This window comes from Aeromonas sp. 601027, assembly GCF_049174455.1.
Lineage (GTDB): Bacteria > Pseudomonadota > Gammaproteobacteria > Enterobacterales > Aeromonadaceae > Aeromonas > Aeromonas veronii_A.
This window is the reverse complement of record NZ_JAAKTN010000001.1, coordinates 485361-501926: the sequence shown is the minus strand read 5'-3', so window position 1 is coordinate 501926 and position 16566 is coordinate 485361. Positions and strand designations below refer to the sequence as shown.

The following is a 16566-nucleotide window of genomic DNA, read 5'->3' as shown; positions in this document are numbered from 1 at the left end:
TCAAAAAAGAGGTGGAATGCGTGTCTGAACATGGGAGTGAGGGGCCAAAATGGCCCCCTATTCTAAACTTGATTTCGCGTGAAACCTAGCGACTATGCCGGTTGACCGCGCCGGGCACCGAATAGCCGTCTGCGACCCAGATCCACGCCGCCAGCCCCTTGCTGCACCGGCAAGGAGAGCAGCATCTTGAGGGTGCTGCTCACCAGTGAGCGCCCCTGCACGGCACCGAGATGGGGATCGAGCGGCGACATCAGGGAGCAGGCCAGCAACTGTCCCGTCTCGGGCAATTCACCCACCATAAAGGTCATGTTGCCGCAGGGGAACTGCAGGGCGAGCCGATCGCTACTGCTGCGCACCGGCCAAAGCTGATCCGGCCCCGGCAGCACCACCACGCTAAGCATCCAGGGGGTGAGCACACAGCCGAGCCACTGATCTTCAAACAGCACGCACTCCGCAACGATTGGCATGGCAGCGTGATAGAAGGGCAACGCCTGCATCTCTTCGCGAGCGATCCGTTCGTACTGGGCTACCAGCAATGGCGCGGGATTACTGGCAAAACCGGCAAACTCCTGCGCCGTCTCCGGTACTACCTCCAGCACTCTCTCAGCCTCGCTTAAATGGGACTGCGCCATAGGCCCTCCCGCGCTTGTTCAGCTTTATCCTGCTCAGAGAGCGCAATGGCGGGCGCACCAACGGCAGCCAACAGGGTCAAGATCCGATCCGTCGCCTCCCCCATGGCAGCCGCCACCACGGGGGTGAGGCCGATGCGGGGTTCGAGGGATTCGGGCTCGACCCCGATCAGGGTGAGCCGCTTGGGGGATTCCCCCGTCATATGCAGCGCCGAGAGCACATCCGCCAGCCCCAGCTGATGGGGGGATATCTTGCGACCAAACAGGGTCGGGATCTCCTCATCCTTCAGAGTCACCACTGTGCCCGGCGGATTACCGCTGCGCACCGCATCCACCAGAATGATGTGATCGCGACTGGCCATCGCTTCGAGCAACTCCATGCCGGCGGTACCGCCGTCGAGCAGCTCGATGCCGGGGGCGAAACGGTATTCGCGCCCCAGCCCCTCAACGATGCGCACGCCGACGGCCTCGTCACTCAAGAGCAGGTTGCCCACGCCCAGGATCAGGGTGTTCATCACAGCACCTTCACCTGAGTCGTTTCACCATTTTGGGTATCCACCACATGCACTGCGCAGGACATGCAGGGGTCGAACGAGTGAACTGTGCGCACCACTTCCAGCGGCTTGGCCGGATCGGCTACCGGGGTGCCCACCAGCGATTGCTCGTAGGGGCCGGGTTCATCGTTGAAGTTGCGCGGGCCCGAGTTCCAGGTCGATGGCACCACCGCCTGATAGTTCTCGATCTTGCCATCCTTGATGACGATCCAGTGGGAGAGCATGCCACGCGGCGCCTCTTCAAAGCCCACCCCGCGAAACTCTTTATCCACCGGGATCTCGGCCTTGATATAGGCGGTAGTGTCCCCCTTGCCGATGTTGTCTACCAGCGCCTTCCATTGATGGGACAGGGTATCTTTGAGCACACAGCAGCGCACCGCGCGACCGATGATGCGGCCCATGGTGGAGTGCAGCTGTTCGGTCTTGATGGCCGAGCCGGTGAGCGCCTTGTAGATGCCGTTCAGCTGCTCGAAATGCGCCACCGTCTCCGGGTGTTTGGCGGCCAGCTTCACCAGCAAGTCGGCAAGCGGCCCCACCTCCACCACCTTGCCGTAGAAGGTGGGGGATTTGACCCAGGAGTATTTGCCATCATCCTGCCAGCCGGTGTAGTTGGGCTCGGTCTTGCCCTCCCACGGCTTGAGAGGCTCGTCATCCTTGTACCAGGCGTGCTTGTTGCTCTCGGCGATGCCGTCCATCAGCCAGCCATCCTGATGGCTCTCGATGGGGCGATATCCCGCCAGATTGCCATTCTCGATGTAGCCTCCCGGCATCAGGAAGCTGCCGCCGTTGGCATCGGTGGGGAGCTCCGGCACGCTCAGGTAGTGTTTGGCACCCTGCCCCAGATTCAGCCACTCGGGGTAGTGGGCGGCGATGATGGCGGCATCCACCTTGTAGACCTGCTCGATGAACTCGCCGAGCCGATCGATAAAGCTCTTCACATAGAGCAACCGCTCCAGGTTGAGCACACTTGGTGCATCCAGGTTAATAGGGTTGGCCACGCCGCCCACCGCCAGGTTCTGGATGTGGGGGGTCTTGCCACCGAGGATGGCGACGATACGGTTGGCATCGCGCTGGCACTCCAGTGCCTGCAGGTAGTGGGCCACGGCGATGAGGTTTACCTCCGGGCTCAGCTTCATCTCCTTGTGACCCCAGTAGCCGTTGGCAAAGATGCCGAGCTGACCGCTCGCCACCAGCGCGCGGATCTTGTCCTGCACCTTGGTCAGTTCATCGGCACTGTTGAGGGACCAGGTTGATACCCCCTTGAGCATGTCCGCCGCTTTCTGCGGATTGGCCTCAAGGGCCGCGGTGATGTCCACCCAGTCCAGCGCGGAGAGCTGGTAGAAGTGGACAATGTGATCGTGGATGTTGTGGGCCGCGATGATGAGGTTGCGGATGTACTGGGCATTGACCGGCACCTTGGCGCCGATGGCGTTCTCCACCGCCCGCACCGAGGCGATGGCGTGGATGGAGGTACATACCCCGCAGATGCGCTGCACGATCATCCAGGCATCGCGCGGGTCGTTTCCCTTGACGATCTCCTCCATCCCGCGCCACATGGTGCCGGACGACCAGGCTTTGGTCACTTTTCCGCCTTCGATTTCGCAGTCGATACGCAGGTGCCCCTCAATGCGGGTGATGGGGTCTATGGTGATACGTTGGCTCATACGTTGGCTTTCCCTCGGGCCTGATAATCTTGGTGAACACGTTCAAGTGATGGCAGTACCGGCAAGAGCCGGATCAACAGCAAATAGGCACACACCTCGATGGCAACAAAGCCCAGCGAGATCAGCACCTCCTCCGCAGAGGGGAAGTAGTGGTAGCCATTGCCGGGGTTGAAGGCGAGCAGGGAGTAATCCAGTCGCCAGAGGGCGGCGCCCAGCAGCATGCTGAGGGCCCCCAGGAACAACATGCGCGAATCCCGGCGGCTCTTGTCCCAGTGGAACACCAGCAGCGGGAAGATCATCAGCGCAATCTCGCTCCAGAACATGATGGAGAAGCGATTGAACTCGGAGAGATACTCCGACTTGTCGTGGGTGACGATCTCGGCAAAGCGCAGCGCCACAAACAGGATCAGGAAGATATCGATCACCTGGGTCAGCTTGTAGAAGAGTGACTTCTCATTGGGGCCACGCCCCGCCAGTCCTGCCTGCACCAAGGAGCCCTCAAATACCACGATGGAGAAGCCCATGATAAATGCGGTCAGCAGCGAAAAGACCGGCAGCAACTCGTAGCTTTGCCAGAGCGGATGGATCTTCTCCCCCGCCACGATCATCAACGAGCCCATGGAGGATTGGTGCATGGTGGGCAGCAAGGCCCCCAGCGCCAGCACGAAGAACATGATCTTGTTGAGGCGAATGAGTGACGCCTTCCAGCCGAACTTCTCCAGCAGCACGGGAGCGAACTCCAGCGCCATCACCCCGATATAGATGGTCATGCAGACCGCCGTCTCGAACAGCACCGAGGAGGTGTTGAAGTGACCGGGCAGGTAGAAGTACGGCAGGTTCCAGTAACGGCCGACGTCGATGGTGATAGAGAGACCGCCCAGCGAGTAGCCGAACAGGCTCGCCAACAGGGCCGGTCGCACCAGCGGGTGATACTCGCCCCGGTTGAAGACGTAAACCGCCCAGGCCAGCGCCCAACCACCGCAGGCGAAACCGGTACCGATCAAGAGGTCAAAGGAGATCCAGAGACCCCAGGGATAACCCCCGTTCAGATCGGTCACCGAGCCCAGCCCGAAGATCAGGCGCTTGAGGATAAGCATGCCGCACAGCACCGCAAAGGGTGCCAGCACCAGCACAGGCCAGCTGACCAGCTTGCCGCCAAGGGGATGTGCCTTGTGGTTACTCATGATCATTGCCCCCCTGTTGTTTCCCTTGATCGACCGACCTCCCCTTGCCCTGATCGTGACCATCGTGATGATCGTGACCGTTCTTGGTGTTGCGGCGAATGAGCACCGAAAGGCCAGTCAGCACCACCATGGGCAGCACCATCCCCTTGTAGAGGGTGTGCTGGATATGCTCGGAGCGGGCACCGGAGGAGAGCTCCGGCAGGTCGGGCATGTCGAGCTTGGTATAGGGCACCCCGGCCAGCACCAGCACCTGGGTGCCGCCCCCCTCCTTCTCGCCATAGACGTAAGGCTGGTAGTTGGGTACTTCGTGCAGGTAGGGGTCGTTGGCAGAGAGGGTCTGGCGAGGATAGGCATATTCGCTGCCCGGAGTCGCCAGCAGACGACGCTTGGCCTCGGCCATCAGCTCCTCGCGGGTGCCGAAAATGACGGCGCCGGTGGGGCACACCTCGACACAGCCGGGCAACTTGCCCTGATCGATCCGCTCAAGCCCCTTCTGGTTGCAGAGCTCGCACTTGTGGATCGCCCCCAGCGGATTGTCGTAGTCATATTTGGGCACATCGAACGGGCAACCCACCATGCAGTAGCGACAGCCGGTGCAGACGCTCGGGTCGTAGTGAACGATGCCGGTCTTGGGGTCTTTTTTAAGAGCCTGCACCGGACAGACAGAGACGCAGTTGGGATCGACGCAGTGCATGCACTGCTTCTTGATGTAGGCGTAGCCATCCGCCAGCTGATCCTTGTGCTCGCCAGTGCCACTCTTCCACACCTGAATGATGTTGTTGGTGTAGGGGGTCAGCTTGTCGTTGTTGGACCAGGTTTGCGCCCCGGCTGGATTGGCCGGGTTGCCGTTGAGGCGCTGACACTCCGCCACACAGGCCTGACAGCCGACGCAGAGGGTAGAGTCGTAGAGCATGCCGAGCGCGCCGGGAATGGGCGGCTTGTTCTCGGCCGCCGCCAATGCGTTGCCGGAGACTGTGGTGCCCGCCGCCAGCGCGCCGACGGAGGCAAATTTGAGGAAGTTGCGTCTGTTCACGGTCACTCCTCCCGTGATGGGGACTGCCCGGCTTCGTGGCGCTTCTGCTGGCGACCGAGTTCACGCACCGTCATCAGACTCACCCCTACCAGCACCCCGAGGGCGCCACCGATAAGGCCGGTTGCGGTGGGCGAGGTATACCCCCCCTCCTGGATCTTCACATCGGGTTTATCCACCCTCGGAGTCGGGTTCTCTACCTTGGCGAGCTGGAAGATCCCCTTGCTGAAACCGACACCCTGCTCGTTGCAGCCATAACAGGGGTGACCGATCCCGACCGGCCAGATGCCGCCGCCCACATCGCAGAACTCCAGGGTCGAGCAGTTGCCATAGGTCTCCGGCCCCTTGCAGCCCAGATGGTAGAGACACCAGCCCTGCCGGTGGCCCTCATCGCCAAACTCCTTGGCAAAACGGCCTGCGTCGAAGTGCGGACGACGCTCGCAGTTCTCGTGGATCAGACGCTCATAGGCAAACAGCGGACGCTTCTTGCTATCCAGCGCCGGCAGCTTGCCGTAGGTGATGTAGTAGGCAACCGTGGTGAGGAAGTTGTGGGGATTGGGTGGGCAACCCGGGATATTGATGATGGGGGTGCCGATATTGCCGAGGGCCTCTTCCAGACTGACGGCACCGGTCGGGTTGCCGCCGCTGGCAGGCACACCGCCCCAGGCAGCGCAGGAGCCGATGGCGATCACCGCAGCCGCGTCGGCGGCAGCACGGCGAATATGGTCGACGATGGGTTCACCGGCCACCATACAGTAGACGCCGCCATCTTTGAGCGGAATGGAGCCATCCACCACCAGCACATACTTGCCTTTATAGCGCTTGATGGCGTTGTGCTTGTTCTCTTCCGCCTGATGACCAAAGGCCGCCGAGAGTACCTCGTGGTACTCCAGCGAAATGGTATTGAGGATCAGGTTTTCGATGGTGGGGTGCGTGGCGCGCAGCAGCGATTCGGTACAACCAGTGCACTCCTGCGCCCCAATCCAGATCACCGGCGGCCGTTCAGGGCTGGTGAGCGCAGTGGCCATCTTGGCGACGGCATGCTGACTTAATCCCAGGGTTGCGGCCATCCCGGCACACAATTTCATAAAATCACGGCGATTAATCCCATGAGCCGATAAAAAATTATCCTCGACCATTCTAGTTATTCCCGTAGTGAGCACTTGTTTGGTAAATGCTTAATAGGAGAAATGCTAAGGACTCACCCACATCACAGTATTGATCTCTATCAACTTCGACCGGCTTCCCCCTATTTACATAGCGAGCCACATCACAAACAGAATTAATTACCCCCAAAGAGATATTTAGCAACTCCGTAAATTTTATGAACTTAATTGGATATTAAATAATTAATCGCCGCATATCCTCTCTTTCACTGTGAGCCAAATTAACATGATTGAAATCTTGGCTATACCGCTCATTTCACAATACTGATGCCCACCAATAAATGATCCATTGAATATATCTTTACTCATCTCATTGCATATTCCATACAGTCATCCACGGAACAACCTCCTGACTTGCCTCCCCATACCAGAACTGTCTCATGGCCAGCTACCACCGGTAGCAAGCACGGCCTGCACGGCACGGTTTACCTGCATGTCGCTTGGTTTCAGTTTGCATTTTACCTGCGCTTCAGTGCGACACGTTCTACTGCAAGCCCACACAGCACAACCCCGCTTGGCCTCCCTGCCCGTTTAACACAGCTTAATGAAAAGATGCCGCCGAGGTATGCATATCAATACGCTCCCCCCACTCTTTATTGTCTTGGATGCTGGTGAGTAAAATATCGCACTCACGGATATGTTTACGCATCATCGTGAATCTGCATTCAAATTAATGGTAAGAGAAAAGGCAAGGTGGAAGGCTGCCTGCAACATAGTGATCATATTTAACTCGTGATGCATTCGCTCATCCGGTTACAGATGTTACCGCCCACCTTCACACTATTTACCTTCACGTCACCCAGCGTAATTAACCAGAGCGTAAATATCCATATCTATCGATATAGATGATAATTGTTCTTGTTCAATGGCAACCCTAAAAAATGAGTTGGGATGACAATGAACATGACAAGCGATAAGGGTGTTAACCATCACCCAAGCAGTGGTGCCAGCAACTGCAGCGCCTTATCGAACTCGAACTCGTTGACCGCCCGGCTCACCTCTTGAAATGCAGCACGCAGCGGCAATGCACTGCCAGCCAGATCAGCCTCAATCTGCTGACAAAGCGCCAACGCCTGGGCATCGCTCTGTGCCAGCAAGGCCCCCAACTGCTGGAGTTGCGCCGCCAGCATCCCGGCATCGATGCCTCGGGAAGCGCCCATCGTCACAGGGGACACTGCCAGCGCGGCTTCCAGCCCAGACAGCAGGGGCTTCAGCTCGGCCATCAGGGATGGCAAGCGGGTTGCGACCCCTGCATCATCCCCCTCTTCACCGGCTTGCTCGAGCAGCGCCGCCTGCTCCGCCACACCGGTCGCCCCTATGGTGCTGGCACTGCCCTTGAGAGTGTGAACCAGACGCCGGGCCGTGACTTTGTCATCCGAGGCCCACGCCGAGTGGAAACTGGCTTCAAACCCCTGCTGCCCGTTACAAAAGCGCTGCAACATATTGCGGTAGAGCACACTGTCGCCCCCCATCACGGCCATGCCCCGCTGCGCGTCAAGGCCGGGCACGCCTTGCCAAGGGGTCGCATCGTCAGTCACCTGCAACTTGCTGGCGGCAGCCAGAGGTCTGGCAGGTGTGATCCAGTGCGAGAGGGTCGCCAGCAACAGCGGCATATTCAAGGGTTTGGCGATATGGTCATTCATGCCTGCCGCCAGCGCCTTCTCTTTATCCCCGACCATGGTGCTGGCTGTCATGGCGATAATGGGGATCCGGGCCAGCGTCGGATCGGCGCGGATCAACCGGGTCGCGGTGTACCCGTCCATCACCGGCATCTGGCAATCCATCAGGATACCGTCAAACCCGCGATCTTGCGCCAGCAGGGCGAGCGCCTGTGCCCCATCGCAAGCACAGACCAGGGAGATCTGCTCCTTGCCCAGCAGGGCCAGCGCCACCTCCCGGTTCATGTCGTTATCATCCACCAACAGCAGACGAGCCCCCGCCAGCCCATGAGCGGGCAGCGCAACCTGATGATAGGGGCTTGCATCCGATAACGCCTCTCGTCCCACGGCATCGCCCCCCTGCGCCTTACACAATGCCTGACACAGTGCCTGCGGGGTAAACGGATGGGCCAGCACATCACACGGCGCCAACCCCAGCGCAACAACATAGCTGGCAAGCGGTGCGGGATCGCCCGAGGTGATCAGCAAGATCGCGGGCGGCGCTGCCAGCGTGCCAACCTCCTGCAGCACCTCTGACAACCAGCTCTCCCCCTCCAGCCAGCCCAGCACAACTCGATCACAGGGTTTGCCCGCCGCGATGCCTTGATGCAGCAGTGCCAGCACTGCGGCGGGCTCGTCCGCGCAGACAAGCTCAACAGGCAGCGCCGCCAGCTGGTGGAGAATGGCCGCTCGCGAAGCAGGACACGACTCCAGCAACAGCAGACGCTGCGGCGCCAGCGGCATGGCCACACGTTGCTCTTTCTCCTTACCCTGATCCGCCAGGGTGGCGAGACAGATACGGAAGTGGAACTCGCTGCCCTGCCCCGGGGCGCTCTCCACCCGGATCTCACCGTCCATCAGTTGCACCAGATTGTTCGTGATGGCCAAACCAAGACCGGTGCCACCATATTTGCGGGTGGTCGAGCTGTCAGCCTGTTCAAAGGAGTGGAAGAGACGCTGGCACTGCTCGGCTGTCATGCCGATACCGCTATCCTGCACACTGCCCTGCAGCCAGATCTTGCCATCTCGCTCGTTACTGCGTGCCAGCCGGACAATCACCTCTCCCTGCTCGGTGAACTTGATGGCATTGCTGGTCAGGTTGAGCAGGATCTGGCCAAGCCGCAGGGGATCGCCGCACAAACGGTCAGGCAGATCAGCGGCCAGATCGAACAGCAGCGCCAGCCCCTTTTCCCGCGCCCGAAACGCCGTAAGATCCGCCAGCCACTCGAACACCTCGTTGAGCTGGAAATCCACCTTCTCCAGTTGCAACTTGCCCGCCTCCATCTTGGAAAAGTCAAGGATGTCGTTGAGGATCCCGAGCAGGTTGTTCGCCGCTCTGTCTATCTTGCTCACATAGTTGTGCTGCTCGGGGGAGAGGTTGGTTTGCAGCACCAGATGGGCCATACCGATGATGGCATTCATTGGCGTGCGGATCTCATGGCTCATGTTGGCCAAAAATTCGCTCTTGGTTCGGGTGGCATCTTCGGCGATCTGCCTAGCTTCTAGCATGGCGGCCTCAGCCTGCTTGCGGTCGCTGAAATCGAAGATGATCCCGTCCAGATAGACGGCCTTACCCTCGGCATCATAGGTGGCGAGTCCGATGGAGTAGACCCAGCGGAGCTGACCCCAGCGATCGAAGATGCGGTACTCGTTGATGTATTGCCGGTGTTCGGCAATGGCCTCGATGGTGTTGCGGTTGCTCAGTTCGAGGTCATCGGGATGGATCAAGTCACCAAAATCGCGGCTGTTATCGACAAAATCGCTGGCGGGATAGCCGGTTAATTTTTCCGCCTCGTCGCTGACGAACAACATGGTCCAGGGATGATGAGGCAAGCAGCGATAGACCATACCCGGTACGTTGCGCACCATGGACTGGATCCGCTGCTCGCTCTCGTGCAGCCGCTGGCGATCTGCCGCTATCCGGTCATGAGCCTCCCGCATGGCCTGCTCGGCGGCACGGATCGGGGTGATGTCGACCAAGCTGCCGACCGCACCGCTTCGCTCGCTCTCGGCAAGCTCGATCCCCGAGAGAAAATAGAGCATGTCCAGAGGACGGCCATCCGGCGAAAACAGGCGCACCTCATGCTGCGTTCTGGCCTGACTGCCCGCCACCCTTTGCAAGGTGTTACCCTCATCCACCGCATCCAGTCCGGCCAGTTGCGGCAACTCCGCCAGCCGCTTGCCTTCGACCGGCCGGGCGCCACCAAATGCGCTGGTAAAGGCGCGATTCACCCCCAGCAGGCGCCCCTGATTGTCGGTATAGAAGAGAGGATGTGGCAGGGTATCGATCAACGCCTGCTGGAAGGCAAACTGCTCGTTGCGCTCGCGAATGCTGCGGCGACGCAACATCCGCCCCTGCCAGAGCAGGGCCGAGCTCAGACATATCAACAGGGCGGTGCCGAACAAGGCCACTCGCCGCCATCCTGACACGGCCTGTTCCACATTGCCCAACAGCAGCAGCGTCCACTGCCCTTTGGCATCGTGCCACTCGATAGGCATGCGGCTCACCAGATAGCTATCTTTCCCTATCCGAACTTCACTGCCATCGAGTGCAGGCAGGATCACCGGTTTGCGATCCGGGGCAAAGTAGTGTCCATATAGGCGAGAGGCAAAGAGCTGCTGTTGCCTGGCGGCAGAGTTCGGTCCCACCACCGCCATTTGCCAATCGCTCTTGTTGCTGGCCATCACCACTCCATCTGGCGAGACCAGCAAACCGATGGTATCGCCCCACCCGGCCAGAAAGGTATCGAGCAGCGCCATCTCGTAACGCGCCACCACCACCCCAGTAATGTCGCTTCCTTGCGCCCGATCGTGAGAGACTGGCGCCGCCACATAGATCATCCGCTTGCCGGTATTGAGGCTAACCCCGGCATCTACTGTTTCCAGCCCCTTGAGCCCTTGCCTGAAGTAGGAGCGAAACGACACATCCTGCCCGACGACATGGCGGCCAAGCGCATCCCAATCACGGACAATCACCCCTGCTTTATTGGTAACAAAGGCATGATTGGCCTTCACCCCCTGCGCCAACACCTGCAGAGCTTCGCTCGGGCTCAGCTCCCCCCGCTCGAGCAGTGACGATTGCTGGATCTCGCGGTTGAGGCGGCCAGCCAGTTGCACCGCCCCCATCCCCTTGCTTGAGAGGGTCAGTTGCTGCAGATTGTCGCCCTCGCGCTGAATGCGGGTATCCAGCGACTGGCGATACTCCTGCCGCTCCAGCTCCAGATAGAAGGCATCGACCAGCGTGGCCAACATCAGGGAGAGCAACAGCACGGCAGTAATGTGCCAGAGACGCGATTTCATGGTTGACAGCATGCTCCATCGTTCTGCCTGACCATCATCAGCACCGCCTCACAGGAGAAGACGTGCAATAAAAGGCACTCACCGAGCAGCGTATTCATCAAATTGTGGCAGCCACTCTTATCATCAACCAGCAGCACCATAGGATGAGCCGCGCTCGGGGCAAGATGTTCCATATCTCGTGATTCTCCCTGCCAAGATGGAGGATAGCGACCCCTGCCAACCTTTCTCACACCATAACGGATCCCCCGACAGGCAGCCATGACAACCCGGTTGAAATGTGCGCACAACCCGACAGGAGCCAGCAACTCACAAGGGATAAATCGGATACAAGAAAAAAGTGGATATGGGGTAATGGCGGTTGTACACCATCAGAAGATGGGTCAGCACCAACGGTATGATGATATCGGATTGCTCTCTTTATCACGTTGGGTGATGAGCCCGCTTGCAGATTTATATTTCCAGCGCAAGGTAGCAGAGGTATCGGTTGACCAGGGTCATGCACCCTATATTATCATGCTCAAAATGAGCTGGCAGGATACAGCGACAGATGGGCACATCAGATAGCCATATGGACATAGCAAAAATAATTTCCGGGCCCACGCTGGTACTGGAAAAAGATAATGTGCACAGCGATGCGCTATGCAATCAGTTACGAGCCATTGGCATAAGCCAGATTACGGTGGTGGAGAGTGTCGAGGCGCTGGAACGTTGCGTGTCTGATGGCCCTGCCGCCATGATCATCTGCAATATCGATCTCGATTCGGCAAACTTGCTCACGCTGCTGAAAAATATTCGCAGTAGGGCACCTCATCACACACTGCCATTTTTGACCCTGACCTCAGGGACAGATCGCCCATTGATCGAACAATTTGTCCAGGCGAAAGTCTCTGACATTATCTTGACCCCGCTCAAGCCCGATACCCTTAAAACCAGGATCACTCGGCTGCTGTTGGCAACCAGCCAATCGCAACCCCCACTCTCGCAATTCGAATTCGGTCGTTTGCACCGTTTTTCCAACAGCGATCTGGTTGCCAGCAATCAGGATAGTCCAACCATTCTGGTGGTTGACGATGTTCCAGATAATTTGATGCTGATCACCTCGGTATTTCGCAAAGAGTTTCATCTCAAGTTGGTCAAAGATGGCGAAAAAGCGATCAGGATCTGCCAATCGGATAATCCACCCGATCTGGTGCTGCTCGATATCATGATGCCCAACCTGAACGGATTCGATGTTGCCAGAATTTTGCGTGAACATCCCCACTCAGAGCACATCCCCATCGTCTTTATGACGGCACTGGATGATATCTATTCCCGTAAACGGGCGATGAAACTGGGGGCCGTCGATTTTATCACCAAGCCGATCGACATCGAGATGCTGCGTTTTCGCATTGCCAATCTGATGCGGCTGGTGCATGCCAGAAGAGATCTGCAAAAAGAGTTCGATCAGATGCTTGAGCTCAATGCGCTCAAAGAGAGCCTCGAGTTCAATATCCGCTATGAAATTCGGGAGCCCCTGCTCAACGCGCTACACCTGCTGGAAGAGCTGGCGGCCGACTCATCGCTCAACATGCTCCAAAAAACCCAGCTATCCATCACCAGAAAATCTGTAGGCGATGCACTGGCATTGACCCGGCTGGCCAGCGAGATTTACCAGATTGAAACCGGCACCTTTGTTTTGAAAGCGGGTAAAGTCCAGCTCTTTAATATTTTCAACCGGCTTTCGGTGCAATTCAAAAATCTCTATGCCGAGAAAAAGCTCGATATCAAGCTGACCAAACCCAAAAATTACCTCTATGATGAGCTATTCATCGCAGGTGACGAATTTCTCTGTTATTCCGCGTTTCAAATATTGACACGGCTCGCTTGTGAGCATGCGGCACCCTCCTCCTGCGTGGAAATTGTCTGTCTGAAATACCCCGAAAGCATTATTTTAAATATTGATAGCTCGACCTTGCTGGATATCAATAATGTCCTCTCTCTGTTCGACAGATTCCCATCCTCTAATAACAACAAAGAAGCACACAGTCACAATGGCTATCATGGCAAAATCATGCTGGAAGCCCATGGCGCCACCGTTACTGTGTCGCTGGATGAAGAAACCAGGCTGCTGAATATCTCGGCGCACTTCCCGCAAAAAGAGGGTTTCAATCCATATCCAGAGTGAAAAGAATCACGATCACAGAACTCTGCGGTAACATCGCCGTGGATCATTTTTGGCTACTGCGATGGGTGAATAAAAAAAGGATTTATCACCCCTTTCCATTTATCGTCATCTGGTGGTTTACGCAACGGGGTCTCTTTAATGCAAGCAGCAAGGGCGAACACCATGAAGCTACCTATTATTCTGTTGGGCTATCTCATTTATACCCCACTCAACAAACCCATCCATTTAAGGAGATAACATGAATCTCATTCGCCGCGTTATCCCCTTGTATGTTCATATTGCCCATCTGTTTCTGGGTTTATTGCTGGTGTTTGCCTTGATCACTCTTGGTCACCAATATCGGCAAACCAAAACCATGCTGATGAAAGAGGCGGAAGACAGATTCACCCTGATTGGCCAAATCACCACTCAGGCTTTAGAAGGGCTGTTCAGCACCTCAGCTTTAAGCGTCAATCTGCTCGCCCAACAGCGCCTGACCGAAGCCAAGACCCTGTCAGAGCGAATGGCCAGCCTTCCCTACATGACAACCCTGCTCAAAGGACAACCTTCTGCCAACGCGGTGTATGCCGGTTACAACAACGGCGATCTATTCTGGCTCATGCGCTGGCCTGCCGACACCGAGGTACAACACCTAACGCCGCCCGCCAATACCCGCTGGATCGTGAAGAGCATCCGGCATCAAGAGGCAACCACTCTTACGGAGACCTTCGCGCTGGCCGACAATCTCACCATCATTGAACGGCAAGAGGAATCAGGACAATTTTTTGATCCAATAGAGCATCCATGGTTTATTCAGGCCAAGCAGAGTGGACAGTTGGTGCAATCCCCTCTCTATATCTCGCACGATACTCAGGAGATGTACCTGAGTTTTGCCGAACCAATGCAAAATGGGGCTGGCGTCATAGGGATGAGCCTGAACCTCCGAGCTATCGAGCGCCTGCTCAAATCCGCCAAGATAACCCCCAATATGCGTCTAGCCATCGTCAATGAGCAGGGCGAGCTAATGACAAGTCATAAAGGTGGGATGCTGATTCATGAACATGGCGCTTATCGACTTGCAAGAGTGACCGAAGCCGACCTGCCTATGATCCAACACTTGATGAATGCCAGTCAGAATCAGAAGGCAGATAGTCTTTCCTTTAAATCAGAGGGCAATGATTGGCAAGGAATGCGTATCACTTTACCGGAAGCCGATGGGTCAAAATTAACCCTCTGGATTGCAGCACCTGTCGATGAGTTGCTGGCCACCGCCTTCACCATTCGCAATCAGACCTTCCTTCTGTCGGGCATCTTCCTGATCTTTGCCCTGTTCGCGGCCATCAAGCTGGCCAGAACCGCCGCCAGGCCCCTTGATGACCTGACTCAAGAAGCAGGAAAAATCGCCCACTTCGACTTCAACGATCCGATCAGAGTCAACTCCTATATTGCTGAAATCATCGATCTCTCCCAGGCCATGGGCGACATGAAATCGACTATCCAGCGCTTTTTACAGCTTTCCACCTCCCTCTCCAGCGAGACCAGTTTCCCCCGCTTGCTGGTGCGGCTGCTCACCGAAATGCAGCAACTGACCGGTGCAACAGGCTGCATGCTCTACCTCTCCGATAGCGGCAACAAGACGCTGGATCTGGCAGGGTTGTGCTGGAATGGCGAGGTGCAGGAGCAAACGCCGATCCACAGTATCGGAACGCTCAATCAGCCAAAACATCCACTGTTCCAGAGCTTGCAAGGAGTAGAACTGGAACCCGTTGCGTTGGTCACCAGCGAATTGCAGATCCTGTTTCCCTACATTGAGGAGAGCGACACGCCGCTGACCTTCTGGCCGATTGCCCTGAAAAACCGTGATGGCCAACTGCTCGGCACCCTGGTGTTTCTGATCGATGAACGGAAGAAGTCCCTGACCCCGCAGCGGATGGCATTTGTCAACGCGCTCTCTTCCACCGCCGCCGTGGCACTCACCACCCAGCGGCTGCTGGAGGAGCAGCGCAATCTGCTGGAGGCCTTTATCCAGCTCATCGCAGGGGCCATCGATGCCAAGAGCCCCTATACCGGTGGCCACTGTCAGCGAGTCCCCGAACTGACCAAGATGCTGGCAGAAGCGGCATGTGAGGCCAAGGAGGGCCCCTTCCAACACTTTTCGCTCGATGAAAAACAGTGGGAAGCAATACATATCGCGGCTTGGCTGCACGACTGCGGCAAAGTCACCACACCGGAGTTTGTGGTCGACAAGGCCACCAAGCTGGAAACCCTGTGCGATCGCATTCACGAGGTCAGGATGCGCTTTGAAGTGCTGAAACGGGATGCCGAGATTGCCTACTGGCAGGCACGTCTCCATGGGGGTGATGAGGCCGCGTTACAGGCCACGCTGCAACAGCAGTGGCAACAGCTGGATGAGGAGTTTGCCTTTATCGCCCGTTGCAACGAAGGGGGCGAATTTATGGCCACAGAGGATATTGCAAGGCTGCAGCAGATCGCGGGCCGCACCTGGCAGCGCACGCTCTCCGATCGGATTGGGATCTCTCAGGATGAACTGGCGCGCAAGCAGCGGGCCGCGGAGTCACCGCTGCCGGTCACCGAACCCTTGTTGGCCGATCGCCCGGATCACCTCTTCACCCGCAGCAACCGCGACCGCCTTGCCCCTGACAACCCTTGGGGATTTCAGGTCAACACCCCTGAATACCTCTATAACCGCGGCGAGCTCTACAACCTCGCCATCCGCCGGGGCACCCTCACAGATGAGGAGCGCTACAAGATCAACGAGCACATGATCCAGACCATCATCATGCTCGAAAAACTCCCCTTCCCCGCCAACCTGAAACAGGTGCCGGAAATCGCAGGGGGACACCATGAGAAGATGGATGGCACTGGTTATCCCAAGCGGCTGAAACGGGACGAGATGAGCATCCCTGCCCGGATGATGGCCATCGCCGATATCTTCGAGGCGCTGACCGCCGGCGATCGCCCCTACAAGAAAGCCAAATCTCTCTCGGAGGCCATCCGCATCATGGGATTCATGCAACAGGATCACCATATCGACCCCGAGCTGTTTGCGCTCTTTCTCCGCTCTGGCGTCTACCTGCGCTATGCCAAGCGTTACATGAGCCCGGAGCTCATTGACGAGGTGGATATCAGCCCCTATCTCGCCAGCCATTGATCGCCGCGAGGCACTCTGGGTTACCTGATGCCTGCAGTCTGGGGATCTGCATGCAGACCCGCTGTC

Annotated in this window: 9 protein-coding genes; 2 read left to right on the top strand and 7 right to left on the bottom strand. The window is 57.5% G+C overall.

Annotated elements, in window-relative coordinates; genetic code table 11:
• Positions 1-92: 92 nt before the first annotated feature.
• The 7 genes from hybE to G5193_RS02100 form a co-directional block, all read right to left on the bottom strand.
• On the bottom strand, positions 93-632 hold the full coding sequence (gene hybE / locus G5193_RS02130) for a hydrogenase-2 assembly chaperone (protein WP_421204838.1): 540 nt from the start codon (positions 630-632) through the stop codon (positions 93-95).
• A complete protein-coding gene (locus G5193_RS02125) occupies positions 614-1144 on the bottom strand; it encodes a HyaD/HybD family hydrogenase maturation endopeptidase (protein ID WP_257698927.1) in 531 nt (176 codons plus the stop codon). The genes hybE and G5193_RS02125 overlap by 19 nt, the downstream gene beginning before the upstream one ends.
• Positions 1144-2847: a hydrogenase 2 large subunit gene (hybC, locus tag G5193_RS02120; RefSeq protein WP_421204837.1), complete on the bottom strand. Its 1704-nt coding sequence runs from the start codon at positions 2845-2847 to the stop codon at positions 1144-1146. Before hybC ends, G5193_RS02125 begins: the two co-directional genes overlap by 1 nt.
• The gene (gene hybB, locus G5193_RS02115) at positions 2844-4031 is read right to left on the bottom strand and encodes a Ni/Fe-hydrogenase cytochrome b subunit (protein ID WP_421204836.1); all 1188 of its coding nucleotides are present in this window, start codon (positions 4029-4031) and stop codon (positions 2844-2846) included. Before hybB ends, hybC begins: the two co-directional genes overlap by 4 nt.
• Positions 4024-5064, bottom strand: a complete 1041-nt coding sequence (gene hybA / locus G5193_RS02110) for a hydrogenase 2 operon protein HybA (RefSeq protein ID WP_421204835.1) — start codon at positions 5062-5064, stop codon at positions 4024-4026. The genes hybB and hybA overlap by 8 nt, the downstream gene beginning before the upstream one ends.
• Before the next feature lie 2 nt (positions 5065-5066).
• Positions 5067-6200, bottom strand: coding sequence for a hydrogenase 2 small subunit (hybO, locus tag G5193_RS02105; RefSeq protein WP_005333367.1), 1134 nt, complete (start codon positions 6198-6200; stop codon positions 5067-5069).
• A gap of 956 nt (positions 6201-7156) precedes the next feature.
• Positions 7157-11185: an ATP-binding protein gene (locus G5193_RS02100; RefSeq protein WP_421204834.1), complete on the bottom strand. Its 4029-nt coding sequence runs from the start codon at positions 11183-11185 to the stop codon at positions 7157-7159.
• Positions 11186-11732: 547 nt separating this feature from the next.
• On the opposite strand from G5193_RS02100, the gene G5193_RS02095 reads away from it, so the two are divergent.
• A complete protein-coding gene (locus tag G5193_RS02095) occupies positions 11733-13349 on the top strand; it encodes a response regulator (RefSeq protein ID WP_421204833.1) in 1617 nt (538 codons plus the stop codon).
• A gap of 238 nt (positions 13350-13587) precedes the next feature.
• Positions 13588-16500 carry an HD domain-containing phosphohydrolase gene (locus G5193_RS02090; protein WP_421204832.1) on the top strand — a complete coding sequence of 971 codons (2913 nt, stop codon included), beginning with the start codon at positions 13588-13590 and terminating at the stop codon, positions 16498-16500.
• Positions 16501-16566: the final 66 nt, after the last annotated feature.